The following is a 16,773-nucleotide window of genomic DNA, read 5'->3' as shown; positions in this document are numbered from 1 at the left end:
GCCCCGACCGCCCCGCGTCCGACAGCTCCGGCCGCCCGACGCGCGGCGCCCGACCACCCGGCGTAGCCTCGACCCCGACACGCCGGGTGTCCGACCTCCTGCGACGGAAGGCGACCACCGTGACCACCTCCGACGACGCCCTCACCACTCCCCCGCCGGAGCCGACGGAGGATGTCGGCCCCTCCCCCGCCGGCCGGCCCCACGCCGAGCCGTACCACCACCCGGCCGCCGGCTGGGGCGCCGCCAAGAGCGTCACCCGCTTCCTGGTCCGCGAGGGCGCGTACCTGGACGGGCCGCGGGCGGTGATGCGGATGAACCACGAGGACGGCGGCTTCGACTGCCCCGGCTGCGCCTGGCCCGACGACACCAAGGGCCTGCACCTGGACATCTGCGAGAACGGCATCAAGCACGTCACCTGGGAGATGACCCGTAAGCGGGTCGGCCGGGAGTTCTTCGCCGCCCACACGGTGACCGAGCTGTCCGGGTGGAGCGACTTCGCGCTGGAGGACCAGGGCCGCCTCACCGAGCCGATGGTCTACGACCCGGCCACCGACCACTACGTCCCGATCACCTGGAAGGACGCCTTCGAGCTGGTCGGCCACACCCTGCGCGGGCTGGACGATCCGAATCGGGCCGCGTTCTACACCTCCGGCCGGCTCGGCAACGAGGCGACCTTCCTCTACCAGCTGATGGCCCGCGAGCTGGGCACCAACAACCTGCCCGACTGCTCGAACATGTGCCACGAGGCCAGCGGCCGGGCCATGCAGGCCGCGCTCGGCACCGGGAAGGGGACGGTCGACCTCAAGGACTGGGAGGTGACCGACGCGCTGTTCATCCTGGGCGTCAACGCGGCCTCCAACGCGCCCCGGATGCTCACCTCGCTCGCCGAGGCGTACAAGCGCGGCGCGCAGATCGTCCACGTCAACCCGCTGGTCGAGGCGGCGGCGACCCGGACGATCATCCCGCACGACTTCACCGACATGGCGCTGAACCGGTCCACCCGCACCAGCACGCTGAACCTCCAGCCGCGGATCGGCGGCGACATGGCGCTGCTGCGCGGCATGGCGAAGGCGGTCCTGGAGCAGTCCGCGACCGACGAGGGGGCGCTGGACCGGCTGTTCATCGACCGCCACACCTCCGGCTTCGAGGCCTACCGCGACGTCTGCGCGGCCACGCCCTGGGAGGAGATCGAGCGCCAGAGCGGGCTGGACCGGGCCGACATCCTCAAGGCGGCCCGGGTCTACCGGGAGGCCGACCGCTCGATCTTCAGCTGGTGCCTGGGCGTCACCCAGCACGAGCACGGCGTGGACACCGTCCGCGAGATCGTCAACCTCCTGCTGCTGCGCGGCAACCTGGGCCGCGAGGGGGCCGGCCCCTCCCCGGTGCGCGGGCACAGCAACGTCCAGGGCAACCGCACCTGCGGCATCGACCACCGGCCCGGCACCGGCTTCCTGGACCGGCTCGCCGAGGTGTGCGGGATCGAGCCGCCGCGCGAGCACGGGCTGGACACCGTCGGCACGATCGAGGCGATGCTGCGCGGCGACGTCACGGTGTTCGTCGGCATGGGCGGCAACTTCGCGCTCGCCGCGCCCGACACCCCGTACACCCACCGGGCGCTGGAGTCCTGCGAGCTGACCGTCCAGGTGAGCACCAAGCTGAACCGCAGCCACCTGGTGCACGGGCGGCGGGCGCTGATCCTGCCGTGCCTGGGCCGGACCGAGAAGGACCACCAGCGGGCCGGGGTGCAGTCCACCTCGGTCGAGGACTCGATGAGCATGGTGCACCTGTCGGTCGGCATGAAGCGCCCGGCCTCGCCGCACCTGCTCTCCGAGCCCGCGATCATCGCCGGGATGGCCCGCGCGGCGCTGCCGGACAGCCCCACCCCGTGGGAGTGGTACGTCGAGGACTACGACCGCATCCGCGACACCATGGCCCGGGTGCTGGACGGCTTCGAGGACTTCAACCGCCGGGTGCGGCTGCCGCTGGGCTTCCGGATCAAGCAGCCGGCCCGCGAGCTGGTCTTCGGGACCCCCTCCGGCAAGGCCGAGTTCTCCACCGCCCCGCTGCCCGACGTCGTCCCCGAGCCGGGCACCCTGGCGCTGGGCACGATGCGCTCGCACGACCAGTGGAACACCACCATCTACTCGGACGACGACCGCTACCGGGGTGTCCGGAACCTGCGCACCCTGGTCTTCATGAACCGGGACGACATGCGCGAGCGCGGCCTGGCCGAGTTCGACCGGGTGGACGTCACCAGCACCGCCCGGGACGGCAGCACCCGCTCGGTGCGCGGCTTCCTGGCCGTCCCGTACGACATCCCGCGCGGCTGCGCGGCCGGGTACATGCCGGAGCTGAACGTGCTGTGCGCGATCGGCGACTACAGCACCCAGAGCGACCAGCCGATCATGAAGCACCTGAAGGTGACCGTCACGAAGGCCTAGGTCCGCGTCAGTCGGACGGCTCAGTCGGACGGCTCAGTCGGACGGCTGGGGCGTCCAGCGGTGCAGGCCCTTGCGGTCGTAGTAGCGGGTCATCCCGAAGCCGAACAGCAGGGCCAGCACCGCGCCGACGCCGATCATGATCCAGCCCCGGGTCAGCCCGGCGTCGGCCCGGGCGTCGAAGAAGAGGATCGCCCGGATGCCGTCGCTGAGCTGGCGCATCGGCTCGAAGACGCTCAGGAAGCGGTAGAAACCGGGCACCGCCTGGAGCGGGATGGTGGCGCCGGAGGAGGGCAGCGCCAGCGCGATGAAGACCAACATCGACACCAGCTGCCCGATCCCGCCGAACGCGGCGTTGATCGCCTGCACCCCGAGGCCCACGGCGAGGCTCGCGCAGTAGGAGAAGATCCAGAGCAGCGCCTGGTGCGGGGCGTCCATGTCCAGGACGCCGACCGAGCAGAGCAGCACCAGCGAGCTGGTGAGCAGCATGATCCCGGCGGTCATGACCATCTTGAGCAGCAGGGTCTGGGTGCGGTTGATCGGGACGGTCGGGCGGCGGGTGTGCCAGGGGCCGATCTCGCTGTCGCTGTAGCCGAGCGCGCCGTCGACGCCGTTGTGGATGATGTTGCCGCCGATGAAGCCGGTCAGCACGGCCAGCAGGGTGTAGTAGAAGGCGCTCAGGCCGAGCCCGCTGTGGCCGCCGATCGGGTGGCCGACCTGGGTGGTGACGGCGATCGGGTCGGCGAGCAGCAGCCGGGCGGTGGCACCGGTGTCGGGGCCCGGGGCGCCGGAGGCGGGCACGGCCGCGAGCAGCTGCTTGCCGGCCGCCAGTGAGGCCTGGTGGGCGGCGTTCTGGGCGATCTGCGCGGCGATCGAGGCGCCGAGGCTGCCCATGCCGGGGTTGGTCAGCACCGTCACGGCCGGCCGTTCGGTGGCGCCGCCGGCGGCCAGGGCGGTGACGTCGGCGCTGAAGCCCTTCGGGACGACCAGCGCGCCGTAGACCTTGCCGGAGGCGAGCTGCTCGCGCAGTCCGGCCGCGTCCACCCGGCGCCAGTCGACGGTGCTGTCGGGGGTGCCGGCCACCACCGCGGCGGCCAGCCGGGCGCCGAGCGGCTCCGGCTGGCCGGGTGGCGGCGGGCCCTGGTCCTCGTTCACCAGGGCGATCGGCAGCCGGTGCAGATGGCCGCTCGGGTTGATGATGCCGCCCATGTAGAGCAGCGAGAGGACGACGGCCAGCAGGCCGCACAGGATGCTCGGGAAGAGCCACAGCTTCGGGTGCCGGGCGAGCGTCAGCGCCCGCGCCTGCCGGGGAGACCCCTGGGAGTCTGCGGTCGCCATGCCACCCCTCGGGTTCGGGCACAACCTGGTGCCGCTGCGGGTACGGCGGGAAGTCCTTCCGTGGCGGACGGACGGCCAAACCACCGTCACCCGGGTGGCGGCGTCCGGGCCGTCGCAGAGGTCCGGCGGCGGACGGCGGGACGGTTCGGCCGTCCGGCCCGGCCGGACGACAGGGCGGCGGGAGCGCGGCGGCAGGGGCGGCGGGAGCGGCGGGGAAGCCGCCGGAACGTTCCCGAGGACCGTTCCAGGGAGGCATGAAACCGCAGGTCAGAGGGGGTGAAACCGTTCCAGCGTCCCGACTCGGCCGGGAAGCCTGGCGGACCGGGGGACGGCCGAGCAGAGTTCTGCCCAGCGGTCGGCGCCGATGGCCCGCCGCCCGGTCCACTCCTTCATCCGCATCCGTTACGGGGGAACCTCCATGTCCGCTCGCCGTGCCGTGTCCGCTCGCCGTGCCCTGTTCGTCCCGGCCGCCCTCGCCCTCGGCGCCGCCCTCACCCTGACCGCCTGCCAGTCCGGCGGCGACGGCGGCGAGGCGAAGCCCGCCCAGTCCGCCCAGTCCGCCGCGTCCGGCGCCCCGGCCGGCACCGCGCCCGACGGCACGGCCGGTGCCGGTGCCGCCACCGGTGCCGCACCCGCCGCCCAGCCGGCCGCCGGCGCTCCCGCCCCGGCCGCCGGGGCCCCCTCCGCCGCGGCGCCCGTCGCCGGCACCTCCGCCCGCCCCAAGAACCCCGCCGCCTCCGCTCCGGGCAGCGGGGGCGGGGCCGGTGGCGGTGAGGCCTACGCCTACTCCCACCCCTGCGAGGCCAGGAGCCTGACCGTCAAGGTGACGGCCCGGGCCGAGGCGCCCGCCCAGCGGGTGATCGAGGTGCGCAACCAGGGCACCACCGCCTGCGGCCTGAGCTACTACCCGCTCGTCAGCCTCGGCGACTCGAAGGCCGCCGACCACGGCAAGGACGTCACGCCGCTGGTGCCGAGCGGGCTGGGCGGCGCCCCGGCCTACGCGGTGGCGCCCGGTCAGACGGCGTACGCGGTGCTGGACCTCAACCCCGGCGGCGGCGGGGCGGCCGGCGTGGACCAGCTGAACGTCCTGCCCGACGGCGAGCACATGCCCACCGCCGAGACCCGGAACTTCCCGCTGGGCGCCGGCGCGAAGGCGGGCAGGCCGAAGCTCGGCCTGTACGGCGCGACCGTCGCCGAGGCGGCCGCCTCCGCCGCCACCGCCGACCGGCAGGCCTGACCTGCCCCGCTGTGCTCCCCCTGCGCCGGGCCCGCGCCCCGGGTACGGGTACCGTGATCTGCGGATCAACGGCATCCCGGGCCGGGCCGGGGTGGGGGAAGGGCGGCACATGAGTGTGGAGACCGAGGAGTTCGCGGCGATGCTGCGCGAGCTCAAGGAGCGTTCGGGCCGCAGCTACGGCGCCCTGGCCACCCGGCTGCACGTCAGCACCTCCACCCTGCACCGCTACTGCAACGGCGCCGCGGTGCCGACCGAGTACGCGCCGGTGGAGCGGCTGGCCCGGGTCTGCGGGGCGGGCGACGACGAACTGGTCGAGCTGCACCGCCGGTGGATCCTGGCCGACGCGGCCCGCCGCCGGGAGTCCTCCCCGGCGAGCGCTCCGGCCGCCGCCGCGGCGCGGCCCGCACCGACCGCCGAGCCCGCCCCCGTACCGCAGCCGGCCTCGGCCGCGGCTCCGGCCCCGGCAGCCCCGACCCCAGCGGCCCCGCCCGAGCCGGGCGCCGCCGCCGCACCGGAGGAGGAGGTGACGACCGTGCAGCCCGTGACCCCGACCGCCGAACCGCGCCTCCGCGCCCGCAGGCGGGTGCTGCTGAGCGCCACCGCCGTGGCCGCGCTGGCCACCGTGGTCTCGGTCCTCGTCCTGCGCAACACCGGTGGCACCTCGGACCGCTCGGCGACGGGTGCGTCCGGGCCGGCCGTCGCCGCCACGGCCGCGCCCACCGGCACCCCGGCCGCGACCGTCCCCACGCCGACCGACCCGGCCCCGACCGCCACGGCCACCCCGGCCGCGACGGGGCCCGCCACGGCCGCCCCGCCCGCGGCCGCCTCGACGCCCCCCGAGGGACATGCGCCCGCCCCCTTCCGCGTCACCGTCCTCACCGACAACTGGGGCAGCCCCTGCGGCCAGTGGTTCCTGTCCTCCCGCACCCCCGCCCAGGTGGGCCCGCCCCCGGACAGCACCGCCGGGATCGAGCGCTGGGCGGCCGCCCAGCACGCCGTCCCGGCCGGCCACCTGCGCCTCCAGCTGACCGCCCAGGGTTCGAGCACCACGCCCGTCGTGCTGCTCGGGGCGAACGTGCGGGTGGTCAGCACCCAGCCCGCCCCCAAGTGGAACGCCTACACCCCGGGGGCCGGCTGCGGCGGCGAGCTCACCCCGGCCTCCTTCTCGGTGGACCTCGACGCGGCGCAGCCCCGCGCCCTCCCCGCTCCGGGCCGGGAGGGCACCCGGAAGACCCCGCCGACCGACTTCCCGTACCGGGTCTCGAACAGCGACCCGCAGGTGATCGAGGTGGACGCCACCACCCGCGCCTCGGACGTCAGCTGGTACCTCGACCTGGTGTGGAGCAGCGGCGGGCAGCAGGACACCATGACGGTGGACGACCACGGCCGTCCGTTCCGCACGGCTGGCCTGCAGGGCGCGCCCGGCTACTTCCACGACGGCCGGGCCTGGGCCCCGACCCCGACCGACGGCTGAGCCCGTCGCCGCCGCCCTGGCCCATGTCAACGGTGTTGGCATAACCTCGCCGCATGACCGACCGCGTAGTCCCCGAACCGCAACGGCGTCGGCGCCGCCCCACCCGGCAGGGCGTGGTGCTGTCCACCGAGATGATCGTCGACACCGCGATCCGGCTGATCGGCGGGCACGGCGCCGAGGCCCTCACGGTGCGTCGGCTCGGCGCCGCGCTCGGCGCCGACCCGAGCGCGGTCTACCGCTACTTCCACAGCACCGACGACCTGCTGCTGGCCGTCGCGGACGAGCTGATCGGCCGTGCCCAGCAGGGCTGGCGGCCCACCGGCGACTGGCGCGCCGACCTGCGCGCCATCGGCCTGCGCATCCACGCCAGCTACCAGGCCCATCCGCAGGCGGCCATCCTCGCCGCCCACCGCACCACCGGCCGCACCCACGAGATCGCCGCCGTCGAGGCGATCCTCGGCGTGCTGCGCACGGCGGGCTTCCCGGACCCGGAGGCCGTCCGGATCTACCACGCCTTCGTCGACCAGAGCCTCGGCTTCGCCGCCCTGGACGCCGCCATGCTCGCCCTCCCGGCCGCCGCCCAGAACGCCGACCTCCAGGTCTGGCAGGCCTCCTACGCCCGGCTCGACGCCGCCGACCACCCCCACATCGCGGCCACCGCCCACCTGCTCACCGCCGACATGCGCCGCAGCGGGTACCCGTACGCCCTGGACCTGCTGCTGGAGGCCGCCGAGGCCCGGCTGCGGGCCGTCGGCGGCTGAGGAGGGCGGCGGGGCGAGGCGGCGGGGCGAGGCGCCGGGGGTCCCGCCCGGCCCACCGGCAGGACATGGCACGGCCCGGCGGGCCCCGGAACGCGCGGGCCGCCGGTGGTGGGCCCACGTGCGCCCACCACCGGCGGCCCGTCGCCGCCCGCGCCGACCGGTTCAGTCCGCCGCGTGCACCAGCTCCCCGCCGACGTAGGTGCGCAGCACCCGGGCGCTCGCGATCTCCTCCGGCGGCCCGGTGAGGATGTCCCGGTCGAGCACCACCAGGTCGGCGAGCCGCCCGGCCGCCAGCACGCCGGCGTCGTCGTGCCCGTTCACGTGGGCGCTGCCGGCCGTGTACGCGGCGATGGCCGAGGCCAGGTCGAGCCGCTGCTCGGGCAGGAAGACCCTGCCGTCGGTGGCGCCCGGCTCCATCCGGTTGACCGCCACGTGCAGCCCCTCCAGCGGGTCCGGGCTGCTGACCGGCCAGTCGCTGCCCGCCGCCAGGGTGGCGCCGGCCCGCTGGAGGGCGCCGAACGGGTACTGCCAGGCGGCCCGTTCCGGCCCGAGGAAGGGGATGGTCAGCTCGTCCATCTGCGGTTCGTGCGCGGCCCACAGCGGCTGGATGTTGGCGACGGCGCCGAGCCGGGCGAAGCGCGGGAGGTCGTCCGGGTGGACGACCTGGAGGTGGGCGAGGTGGTGCCGGGTGCCGCGCCGGCCGTTGGCGGTGCGGGCGGCCTCGACGGCGTCCAGCGCCTCGCGCACGGCCCGGTCGCCGAGCGCGTGGAAGTGCACCTGGAAGTCGAGCGCGTCGAGTTCGGTGACGTACCCGCGCAGCGCCGCCGGGTCGACGAAGCTGAGGCCGGAGTTGGCGGTGGCGCAGCCGCAGCCGTCCAGGTACGGGGTGGTCATCGCGGCGGTGAAGTTCTCCGCGATGCCGTCCTGCATGATCTTCACCGAGCCGGCCCGGAACCGCCCGTGGCTCAACTCCTCGCGGCGCCGGACGAGCTCGGGGATCTGCTCGGCGCCCCGGTCGCGGTCCCACCAGAGCGCGCCGGTCACCCGGGCGGTCAGCGCGCCGGAGCGGGCGGCGGCCAGGTAGGCGCCGGACGGGTCCGCCATGCCGTTGAACTCGCCGAGCAACGCGTCCTGCCAGCCGGTGATGCCGAGCGAGTGCAGCAGCCGCTGGGCGCGCAGCAGCCCGTCGAGGCGGTCGGCTTCGGTGGAGGGCGGCAGCAGCCGGGCGACCAGGGCGGTGGCCCCCTCCTGGAGCGTGCCGCTCGGGATGCCGTCGGCGTCCCGCTCGATCCGTCCGTCCGCCGGGTCGGGGGTGTCGGCGGTGAGGCCGGCGAGTTCCAGCGCCCGGGTGTTGGCCCAGGCGCCGTGGTGGTCCCGGTTGGTCAGGTAGACCGGCCGGTCGGGGACGACGGAGTCGAGCAGTTGCCGGGTCGGCAGGCCGCCCTCGAAGCTCTCCATCGACCAGCCGCTGCCGGTGATCCACTCCAGCTCGGGGTTGGCCTCGGCGTACGCCCGCACGCGCGCCAGGTAGTCGGCGACGCCGACCGTCCCGGTGAGGTCGCAGGACGCCAGCTCCGCGCCGCCGCCCACCGCGTGGACGTGCGCGTCCTGGAAGCCGGGCAGCAGCAGCTTGCCGGTGAGGTCGACGACCTCCGTCCCCGGCCCGATCAGCTCCCGGACCTCGTCGTGCCCGACGGCGGCGATCCGCTCGCCGACGACCGCCAGGCCGCTCGCCCGGGTGCGGGCCGCGTCGCCGGTGTGGACGGGGCCGTGGGTGAAGACCAGATCGGCCTGGGTCATGGGTGGTGCTCCGTTCTCGCGTGGTGGTGCGTGGTGTTGCGTCGTACGGGTGTCACTCGGCCGCCGCGCCCTCCCGCAGGAAGTACGGCGAGCGCCGCCGCCAGCGGGCCCAGGCCGCCGCCGGCAGCCCGCTGACGATCATCATGATCACCACGGACAGCTCGAACCAACCGTTGTCGGCGGCGAGTTCGAAGTGGTCCGTGGAGTCGTAGAAGGTCCAGGCGAGGTAGCCGCCGACGGCCAGCAGCGCCGCCGCGCCCAGCAGCGGCCCGACCACCGCGCGCAGCCCCTCCAGCAGACCGGTGCGCAGCAGGTGGCGGAACCGGACGGCGGCGGCGACGGCGGTCAGCGCGTAGTAGAGGGCCACGACGATGCCGATCGCGTTGACCGCGGCCGAGATCAGGTCGTTGACGGTCGGGATGGCGATCGAGGCCAGCGCGAGCGCGACCGCGACGCCGGTGATCAGCAGGGTGCCGACGGCGGGCGTGGCGTGCCGGGGGTGCAGCCGGGTCCAGACCGGGCCGAGCACCCGGTCGCGCCCCATCGCGTACATCCCGCGCGCGGTCGGGATCACCGAGGACTGCAGCGAGGCCACGGCGGAGAACATCAGCGCGATCAACGGCAGCGCCGCCAGCGGCTGTTCGGCGAGCCTGGCACCGAAGTAGGTCAGCCCGTGGGCACCGTTGTCGGCCAACTCGTCGATCGGCAGCACCCGTTGGAAGGCCGTGCCGGCGAGCAGGAACAGCGCCAGCATCACCACCAGGGCCAGCAGGCCGCCGCGGGAGGCGTCCCGCGGGTCGCGCACCTCCTCGCCGACGCTGAACACCGACTCGAAGCCCCAGTAGCAGAACACCGCCAGCACCATGCCCTGCGCGACCGCGTCGAAGGAGGGGATGTCGAAGGGGTTGTACCACTGGAGCGAGAACGGCTGGTCGCCGGCGAACAGCCCGTAGCCGCAGAAGCCGAGCAGCACGACGTACTCGAAGACCAGCAGCGCCTTCTGCAGCCGCGCCGCCAGGTCCAGCCCGCGCACCGCGACCACCGCGGCGCCCACCAGCACCACCAGGCCCAGCAGGGTGCACTGGACGGTCGAGTCGGCGTCCAGTCGCAGCCCGGCGACGCTGCGCACGTGGGCCTCGTCGAGCAGTTGGATGACCGAGGAGCCGGTGACGGTCGTGGTGTACGCCATGAAGACCACGGTCCCCACGGTGTTCACCCACCCGGTCAGGAAGCCCAGCCAGGGGCTGAGGGTGCGCCCGACCCACCGGTAGCTGCTGCCCGCGTCCGGCTCGACGGCGTTCAGCCGCCCGTACCCGCCGGCGATGGCGAGCACCGGTAGGAAGGCCAGCAGCATGATCGCCGGGAGGTGCAGGCCGACCACCCCGGCCATCAGGCCCAGGCCGATTCCGATGCTGCTGGTGGCGGCCGTGCTGGAGGCGGCGATCGCCGCTCCGTCCAGCAGGCCGAGCGACTTGCGCATCGCGACGTGGGAGCCTCGCGCATCGCTTCTCGGGCCGCCGCCCGTGTCCTTCACCGTCGATGCCAACGGATCACCGCCTTGGTCGTGGGGTGCGCGTGTGGGGGAACGCCCGCACCGGTCGCAGGGGGGTGACGCGGGCGGGAAGTGCAGCCATGAAACCGGCGGTGCCGCCACACGTCAATGCCGTTGTCATAAGGAGGGACTCGGCATGACCACTGACCACCGATACGGCGCTCCAAGCGGCTGCACAGGTCCGATGTCGGCGCCCGGCGCCAGAATGGGATCATGTCCTCCCTGGAGACCACTCCGAAGATCCGCGCCCGGATGAGCAAGCAGCGCAATCACGACACGGGCATCGAGGTCGCGCTCCGCAGAACACTGCACGCGGCCGGACTCCGCTACCGCGTCCACCGCAAGCCGCTCAAGGGTGTACGGCGCGAGGCGGACGTCCTCTTCGGCCCGGCCCGCATCGCGGTCTTCGTCGACGGCTGCTTCTGGCACGGTTGCCCCGAACACGCGACGTGGCCAAAGAACAACGCCGAGTTCTGGCGGGAGAAGATCGAGAAGAATCGCGCGCGGGACATCGACACGGACGCCCGTCTCGCCGAAGCCGGCTGGTTGTCGGTCCGCGTCTGGGAGCACGAGAACGCGGCGGAGGCTGCGGAGCGGATCATCGGTCTGGTCCACGAGCGACGGGCAATCAGCGGACGGAAGCCGCCTCTCGAACCGACCGAGTACATCACACGCTCCGCCGCCGGCTAGACTCTGGCCACATGACCAGCTCGGGCGCCGCCGCTTCATTTCTCGCAAAACCGTACATTCTGGACCTTTTTGCCGGCCCGGGCGGTCTTGACGTGGCCGCACACCTTCTCGGTGTGCGTTCCCTCGGCATCGAGTGGGACAAGGACGCCTGTGAGACCCGTTACTCGGCTGGTCTGGCGACATGGCACGCGGACGTCAGCGAGTTCCGGCGAAGGCGGTTCCAGGAACTGCCCCCGGAGCTGAACGTGCTGGCGGGTGGGCCTCCGTGCCAGACCTATTCGGTGGCCGGCAAGGGCGCGGGCCGCCGCTCCTTGGACAAGGTCGAGAAGGTCCTCCATGCCCTGATGGACCGGGTTGACGACGAGGAGATCGACGCCCGCCTGGCGAAGCTGGGAGATGACAACAGGACCGCCCTGGTCCTGGAACCCCTTCGCTACGCGATCAAGGCTCTCAGCTGCCCGAAGCGCGACGAGCGACCGTTCGACGTGATCGTTCTGGAGCAGGTGCCTCAGGTCAAGGCTCTCTGGGAGGTGTACAAGGAGGCCCTGGAGACCGGCCTGCCCGGCAAGGACGGGGCGAGGGTGAAGTACAAGGTCGCCGAGGTCGCCACGCTGCACACCGAGGCGTACGGCGTCCCGCAGACCCGCCGCCGAACGATCCTGATCGCACGGCTCGCCGAGTACGACGCCCCGCGGATCCCCACGCCCACCCATCACACCTTCAACCTGCGAAAGCCCGAGCAGGGGGGCCCCGAGGACACCCAGACCACCCTGCCGGTGAACGGGACGTCGGAGCCGCTCAAGCCCTGGGTCGCGATGCGGCAAGTGCTCACGAGCCGAAAGCCCCCCTTCGAGATCGTGTCGAACTACGGCAGCGGTGGAGATCCGAGGAAGCGCGGCATCCGTACGGACAAGCAGCCGTCGTTCACCGTCACCGGAAAGGTCTCGCGCAACGCCGTTCGGCACCCGGACGGCAGAGAACTCGACCCGGCCCGTCTGCTCATCGCCGAAGCCGGCGTCCTCCAGACCTTCCCGCCCGACTATCCGTGGAGTGGCGGCGACCAGTCGCAGCAAGTGGGCAACGCCGTGCCCCCCTTGTTCGGCATGCACGTGCTGGCGGCGGCGCTGGGTCTTCCGCTCCCCCAGGAGGAGAAGGTCCGGGCGGACTGGCCCGCGGTCTCGGCCGAGGACCGCGCCGTTCTGCGCAAGAACGGGTGTGGAGAGTCCGCCGGCTGCGGTCCCGACTGCCCGAAGCCCAGGAAGGATCAGCCTTCGGCCTCCTCCCGTCCCCGGATCGGCGCATCCGCGAAGAGGCCGGCGAAGTAGTCCACCAACGTGCTCACGGACAGCTCCGGTGTCGGCTCCTCGTCGGGGCCGACCGGGAGCACGTTCCGTGACACCTGTCGGGCGGTCTCGGCCTCGTCGATCCAGTCGAGCAGCGGGCGGGACTCACGCTCGGCATCGGGGGCGATCACGTCGTACATCAGCGTCGCCGCGGAGATGTTGACGGCCCCGGCCAGGGCGTTGACCTCACGACCGGTGGTCACCGTTCCCTTCGCGATCAACCGGACGATCGCCTGCGCGGTGGGCCGGTGATTGATCGCGGACATGCGAAGGGCAGTGTTGAGGACGTCCTGGACGCCGCAAGCCGTGACGACCGGGCCGTAGTCCGGACCGTCGCGGAAGAGCTCGGCTGCCCACCAGAGACGCGAGAAAGCCTGCTTGTGGTACTGCCCCCGGAAGCGCTCGGCAGCGACCTTCCCGTCCGCCAGATGCCGCCAGACCACGTAGTCCGGGGCGACGCCGAGGGCGAGGTAGTTCCAGAAGCCGGGGTCGGCCGCCTCGCGGCGGGTGAGTCGCAGCGCCGCATGGAGTCGGGGGGCCAGCCACGCATCCGCCTGGGTGGCCTTGAGCCCACCGGCCCGGCAGTAGGCCATGGCGTCCTCGACCAAGTCCCGGAGGGGACGCAGTTCACCGCGTCGGTCGGCGTGCGGGAGCGGTTCGGTGACCTGATTGAGCTTGATGCTCGGCACGTTCTCGCGACCGGCGAGCAGGCCTTCGGTGACGAAGTCCGTCGCGTCGGCGCCGGACAACAGGGCGAGTCGCTCCGGGAGGTGGTCGGGCCGGTCGGTCATGCGTCGTCCCCCTGAGTGAGGCGTTCCAGGTCGTGGATGGTGGTGGAGAGCGCTCTGGGGACACCCGCACGCCGAGTGGCGGCGTAGTGGATCCGGGACTGGAGTTCCCCCCATCCCGCGGCGGACACTCCGGTGCGTGCCGTGTGGACCGCCCGCAGGGCGGCCTCCGGGCCGCGGTCGGCGTACACGTCGGGGAGCATCTCCCTGAGCACCTCGCCCTGCCAGCCGTGCGGGAACACCGGGGTGCCGTCCTCCTCGACCTCCAGGTCGGCGAGTGCGGAGTGGAAGACCGCCGTCCAGACCTCGGAGCACATCTGGGCCAGCAGGAGTTCCCGGACGGTCTTCTCCGGGCCGCTGCCCCCGTCTGCGCCAATCAGGTCGCCGAGCCCCTCGAAGTCGGAGTTGACGCGCACGGCCGGGATCCGACCGGTGGTGTCGACCATCCAGGGCGAGTCCTTGAACCGCTGGAGCCGACTCGCTCCCGAACCGAACTTGACCATCTTGACGTCCAGTTCACGGGCGAGCGAGGGCACGGCTTCGGTCACGTCGACGAACCACTCCAGGTCGGAGGTGGCGATCACCCGGCCGGACACATCGTCGACGGTGGCCACCACATGCACGGCGAGGGAGGCCCGGTCGAGGAGGTCGCACCGGTGCAGGTACAACTCGGCCGTCCGATCGCGGCCGTCCTCGGAGACCGCGGAGAACTCCACCGCCGTACGGGTGTTGGTGGCGCGCTCGGTGAGGACCCCGACGACCTTGACGTTCTGCCAGGGCCCGGACGGATCCAGGACCTTGGCCGGGAGCTCGGCGGAGAGACGGAGCCGGGCTTGGGTCCAGTCGGGCCGGTCCTCGTCCGGCCCGAGGGCGACGACGCGTTCGACGGTGGAGAGGTACTTGCTCTCCACGTCCTCCCAGGGCTCGCCCTCGGCTTTGAGCTGGGCGCTGTCGACGCGCCAGGACACGTTTCCGGTGAACCGCCGGTAGGGGTAGACCTTCACGCCTGCTCCCCCTTCCCGCTGCGGAGTTCGACGACGAGCCCGGTGAGTTGGGCCCGGACCGGGTGCCGGGAGACGTCGGTGACACCCCGGAAGACGGCCTTGCGACTGCCCGGCGACAGCTGCAGCGACCCGTCCACCACCTCGCAGCCGCTGACGGCCACGAGCTCCTTCCACGGCGCGGCCGGCCGCGGGCCGGAGCGCACGTCGAACTTGGCGACCGGTGTGACCGGGCGATCCGGGTCCGTACCGGACGGCACCCGGAGGTCCACGGTGACCGACCAGGCTCCCGTCTCGTCGATCATCGCGTCCACGTTGTCCAGTTCGGGCAGGGCCGAGGTCACGACCTGACGTGGCCGCTTCGTGGCGCCGCCGACCTTGAGCCGGCCGGCGATCTTGGCTTCTCCCCCGTTGCGGCGCTTGGCCTTGGGCACGGCGACGAGGTCGCGCACGGCGGCGTTCACCTCGGTGGTCAGGCTGTTGATGCGCCGATAGGCGGAGGGCGAGTAGGAGAGCCGCAGTTCCTCCGTCTGCCCCCACTTGTCGTGCTCCGGTGGCTCGGAGGCGCGGAGGAACTCCTCGGCGGCCTCGGCACCGAGGGCATCCGGGCCTGCCGCGCGACCGGCGAGGAGGATGGCCTGGAAGGGATTGGTACCGATCGGCAGGTTGGGAACGGCGCTGTCCTTGACCGTCATGCGGTTGCCCCGCATGGAGACCACACGGTTGGAGCGGCCGTCGGCGTCCTCGGCATCGGTGACCAGGACCACCGCATCGTGCGGCACGAAACCGCGCGCCGGGCCGCCATGGAGCGGTACCTTGAGCTGCACGGTGGCCCGGGCGACCTGACCGCGGCCGGTGAGACGGTCGACGGTGGTCCCCTCCAGGAAGGCCCTCAGGGCGTGGGTACGGGAAGGCTGGGCGACGGCCGGATCCACGTGCTCCTCGGGGATGAGCACCTCACCGTTGCGATAGGTGCGGACGGACGCCTCCAGATGCGGTTTGTGGTCGCCGCCACCGGTCATCGCAGCCCAGAAGTTGCGACCGAGCGCATCGACCAGCCGGGCGTGCATGCGGTGGACGGAGTCGTCGTCCTCAGTGGTCTCCTCCTCGTCCACGGCACCGTTGACGGCCGACAGGCTGGCCACGTCGTGGGCGCCGACGATGAGGAAGGACGTGCCGGGGGCCGCGCTCTCGCGGGTGAGGTGGAGCTTCTCGACGGTCTCCTCGTCGGCCCACCAGGAACGGACCACGTCCGTGGACGGGCTGGTCGGGTCGGGACGTCCGAACCAGGCAGGGCCGGCACACGCCTTGCCGTTCACCTCGCGCCAGGGGAGGTCGAGCCGGCCGATGAGACGCCGCTCGGTACGGCCCTCGTGCGGTTCGGAGAGAGTGGAGTTGATCAGCACCAGGCCGAGTCGGCTGGTCGCCCACAAGGTGGCCTTGCCCAGGCCGTAGGAACCGCCCGCCCCGAGATCCCGTTTGTGGCTGTCGAGTTGACGACGGACTACGGCGGCGAAGAGGCCGTCCGCGTAGTCGTCGCCGGTCAGACCGGTGGCGTTGTAGTCGTCGACCCGGAGCAGCACCAGGCGGTCGTGCTGGTACATGTCGCGCAGCCCGGCCGCGATCGTGCGGGAGACCTTGCTCTGCTTCCCGCCGTCCGCGGTCAACGCCTCGTAGTGCGGGAGCAAGCGATCCCAGTAGATGGCCTCGCGGAACCGGGCCAAGGCCTCCCCGGTGAGCTCATGCAGGGTGTAGCGTACGCGGACCGGCTCCACCGGATCGAGGCGGGCGTCGAGGCTGTTCTGGGTGGCCTCGCGGGCGAGCACCGAGACATCGGCCTCGAAGGCGAACGCGGCTGCGTTGCCGTACTCACGCCCGCCGTCGACATGGGCCGGCCGGTGGTACCAGTCGACGGGCAAGGCGAGTTGGGCGTCGGAGCTGCGGGTGTGGATGGTCTCCAGGTCGGTGTTGAGCACTTCGGCGATGCGCCGGACCGTCTCGTCCCGGGGCACCGATCGGCCGACGATCCAGGCCGAGACGGCGGCCCGGGTCACTTCCAGGTCCATCGCCAGATCGGTCTGGCTCTTCCCTGCGTTCCTGAGCTGGCGTGCCAGCCAGGGGCCGAAGTCCTCAGCCGCCTTCACGTCCCACCTGCTTCCGCATGGCTTGTTTCACGAGGTGGGAGCCACGCTACCGCATCACTATTGACAGCGACACCCTCTTGTCAACTTTCACTTGACACATGCGCCGCCCGGCGGGAGCAGGCATCGAGCACGGTCGAAAAACGAAACGGAATGGAACTCGCAAGCGCTTCCGCTTTGCCCGAATTCCCCCCGAAAGGCGAATTACGC

12 protein-coding genes are annotated in these 16,773 nt (G+C 72.7%); 6 read left to right on the top strand and 6 right to left on the bottom strand.

The features are described from left to right. Positions 1-119: 119 nt before the first annotated feature. Positions 120-2,441, top strand: coding sequence for an FdhF/YdeP family oxidoreductase (locus tag ACZ5GH_RS27895; protein WP_464335595.1), 2,322 nt, complete (start codon positions 120-122; stop codon positions 2,439-2,441). 33 nt (positions 2,442-2,474) lie between these two features. Here ACZ5GH_RS27895 and ACZ5GH_RS27890 read toward each other — a convergent pair whose 3' ends face one another. Next, positions 2,475-3,776 (bottom strand): YhgE/Pip domain-containing protein, encoded by a 1,302-nt coding sequence (locus ACZ5GH_RS27890; RefSeq protein WP_464335594.1) that lies wholly within the window; start codon positions 3,774-3,776, stop codon positions 2,475-2,477. A gap of 418 nt (positions 3,777-4,194) precedes the next feature. On the opposite strand from ACZ5GH_RS27890, the gene ACZ5GH_RS27885 reads away from it, so the two are divergent. The 3 genes from ACZ5GH_RS27885 (at position 4,195) to ACZ5GH_RS27875 (ending at position 7,248) form a co-directional block, all read left to right on the top strand. Further along, the gene (locus ACZ5GH_RS27885; protein ID WP_464335593.1) at positions 4,195-5,013 is read left to right on the top strand and encodes a DUF4232 domain-containing protein; all 819 of its coding nucleotides are present in this window, start codon (positions 4,195-4,197) and stop codon (positions 5,011-5,013) included. Positions 5,014-5,122: 109 nt separating this feature from the next. After that, positions 5,123-6,487, top strand: a complete 1,365-nt coding sequence (locus ACZ5GH_RS27880; protein WP_464335592.1) for a helix-turn-helix domain-containing protein — start codon at positions 5,123-5,125, stop codon at positions 6,485-6,487. A gap of 53 nt (positions 6,488-6,540) precedes the next feature. Next, positions 6,541-7,248 carry a TetR/AcrR family transcriptional regulator gene (locus tag ACZ5GH_RS27875; protein ID WP_387758651.1) on the top strand — a complete coding sequence of 236 codons (708 nt, stop codon included), beginning with the start codon at positions 6,541-6,543 and terminating at the stop codon, positions 7,246-7,248. Between the two features lie 162 nt (positions 7,249-7,410). Here ACZ5GH_RS27875 and ACZ5GH_RS27870 read toward each other — a convergent pair whose 3' ends face one another. Then, positions 7,411-9,048 (bottom strand): amidohydrolase, encoded by a 1,638-nt coding sequence (locus ACZ5GH_RS27870; protein WP_464335591.1) that lies wholly within the window; start codon positions 9,046-9,048, stop codon positions 7,411-7,413. A gap of 52 nt (positions 9,049-9,100) precedes the next feature. Continuing rightward, positions 9,101-10,528 carry an APC family permease gene (locus ACZ5GH_RS27865; protein WP_387758648.1) on the bottom strand — a complete coding sequence of 476 codons (1,428 nt, stop codon included), beginning with the start codon at positions 10,526-10,528 and terminating at the stop codon, positions 9,101-9,103. Between the two features lie 285 nt (positions 10,529-10,813). On the opposite strand from ACZ5GH_RS27865, the gene ACZ5GH_RS27860 reads away from it, so the two are divergent. Both ACZ5GH_RS27860 and ACZ5GH_RS27855 read left to right on the top strand, forming a co-directional pair. Continuing rightward, on the top strand, positions 10,814-11,290 hold the full coding sequence (locus tag ACZ5GH_RS27860) for a very short patch repair endonuclease (RefSeq protein WP_464335590.1): 477 nt from the start codon (positions 10,814-10,816) through the stop codon (positions 11,288-11,290). An 11-nt stretch (positions 11,291-11,301) separates the two neighbouring features. After that, positions 11,302-12,615, top strand: a complete 1,314-nt coding sequence (locus ACZ5GH_RS27855; RefSeq protein WP_464335589.1) for a DNA cytosine methyltransferase — start codon at positions 11,302-11,304, stop codon at positions 12,613-12,615. Here ACZ5GH_RS27855 and ACZ5GH_RS27850 read toward each other — a convergent pair. From ACZ5GH_RS27850 to ACZ5GH_RS27840, 3 genes are read right to left on the bottom strand one after another with little or no spacing between them, the layout of a single operon-like run. Further along, positions 12,555-13,424 carry a DUF6339 family protein gene (locus ACZ5GH_RS27850; protein ID WP_464335588.1) on the bottom strand — a complete coding sequence of 290 codons (870 nt, stop codon included), beginning with the start codon at positions 13,422-13,424 and terminating at the stop codon, positions 12,555-12,557. The two genes, ACZ5GH_RS27855 and ACZ5GH_RS27850, sit on opposite strands and share 61 nt — an antisense overlap. Further along, entirely contained in the window at positions 13,421-14,425 is a 1,005-nt protein-coding gene (locus ACZ5GH_RS27845) for a hypothetical protein (protein WP_464335587.1), read from the bottom strand. The genes ACZ5GH_RS27850 and ACZ5GH_RS27845 overlap by 4 nt, the downstream gene beginning before the upstream one ends. Further along, positions 14,422-16,566 (bottom strand): helix-turn-helix transcriptional regulator, encoded by a 2,145-nt coding sequence (locus tag ACZ5GH_RS27840; protein ID WP_464335586.1) that lies wholly within the window; start codon positions 16,564-16,566, stop codon positions 14,422-14,424. Before ACZ5GH_RS27840 ends, ACZ5GH_RS27845 begins: the two co-directional genes overlap by 4 nt. Positions 16,567-16,773: the final 207 nt, after the last annotated feature.

Source organism: Kitasatospora sp. Xyl93, from assembly GCF_055383135.1.
The sequence above is the reverse complement of the archived record's forward strand: the minus strand, read 5'-3'. Positions and strand labels throughout refer to the sequence as shown.

Excerpts from the sequence above, each read along its gene's own strand:
- ACZ5GH_RS27885 (WP_464335593.1), top strand. The coding sequence starts at position 4,195 with ATGTCCGCTCGCCGTGCCGTGTCCGCTCGCCGTGCCCTGTTCGTCCCG.
- ACZ5GH_RS27850 (WP_464335588.1), bottom strand. The coding sequence starts at position 13,424 with ATGACCGACCGGCCCGACCACCTCCCGGAGCGACTCGCCCTGTTGTCC.
- ACZ5GH_RS27870 (WP_464335591.1), bottom strand. The coding sequence starts at position 9,048 with ATGACCCAGGCCGATCTGGTCTTCACCCACGGCCCCGTCCACACCGGC.
- ACZ5GH_RS27890 (WP_464335594.1), bottom strand. The coding sequence starts at position 3,776 with ATGGCGACCGCAGACTCCCAGGGGTCTCCCCGGCAGGCGCGGGCGCTG.
- ACZ5GH_RS27860 (WP_464335590.1), top strand. The coding sequence starts at position 10,814 with ATGTCCTCCCTGGAGACCACTCCGAAGATCCGCGCCCGGATGAGCAAG.
- ACZ5GH_RS27875 (WP_387758651.1), top strand. The coding sequence starts at position 6,541 with ATGACCGACCGCGTAGTCCCCGAACCGCAACGGCGTCGGCGCCGCCCC.
- ACZ5GH_RS27855 (WP_464335589.1), top strand. The coding sequence starts at position 11,302 with ATGACCAGCTCGGGCGCCGCCGCTTCATTTCTCGCAAAACCGTACATT.
- ACZ5GH_RS27865 (WP_387758648.1), bottom strand. The coding sequence starts at position 10,528 with ATGCGCAAGTCGCTCGGCCTGCTGGACGGAGCGGCGATCGCCGCCTCC.
- ACZ5GH_RS27880 (WP_464335592.1), top strand. The coding sequence starts at position 5,123 with ATGAGTGTGGAGACCGAGGAGTTCGCGGCGATGCTGCGCGAGCTCAAG.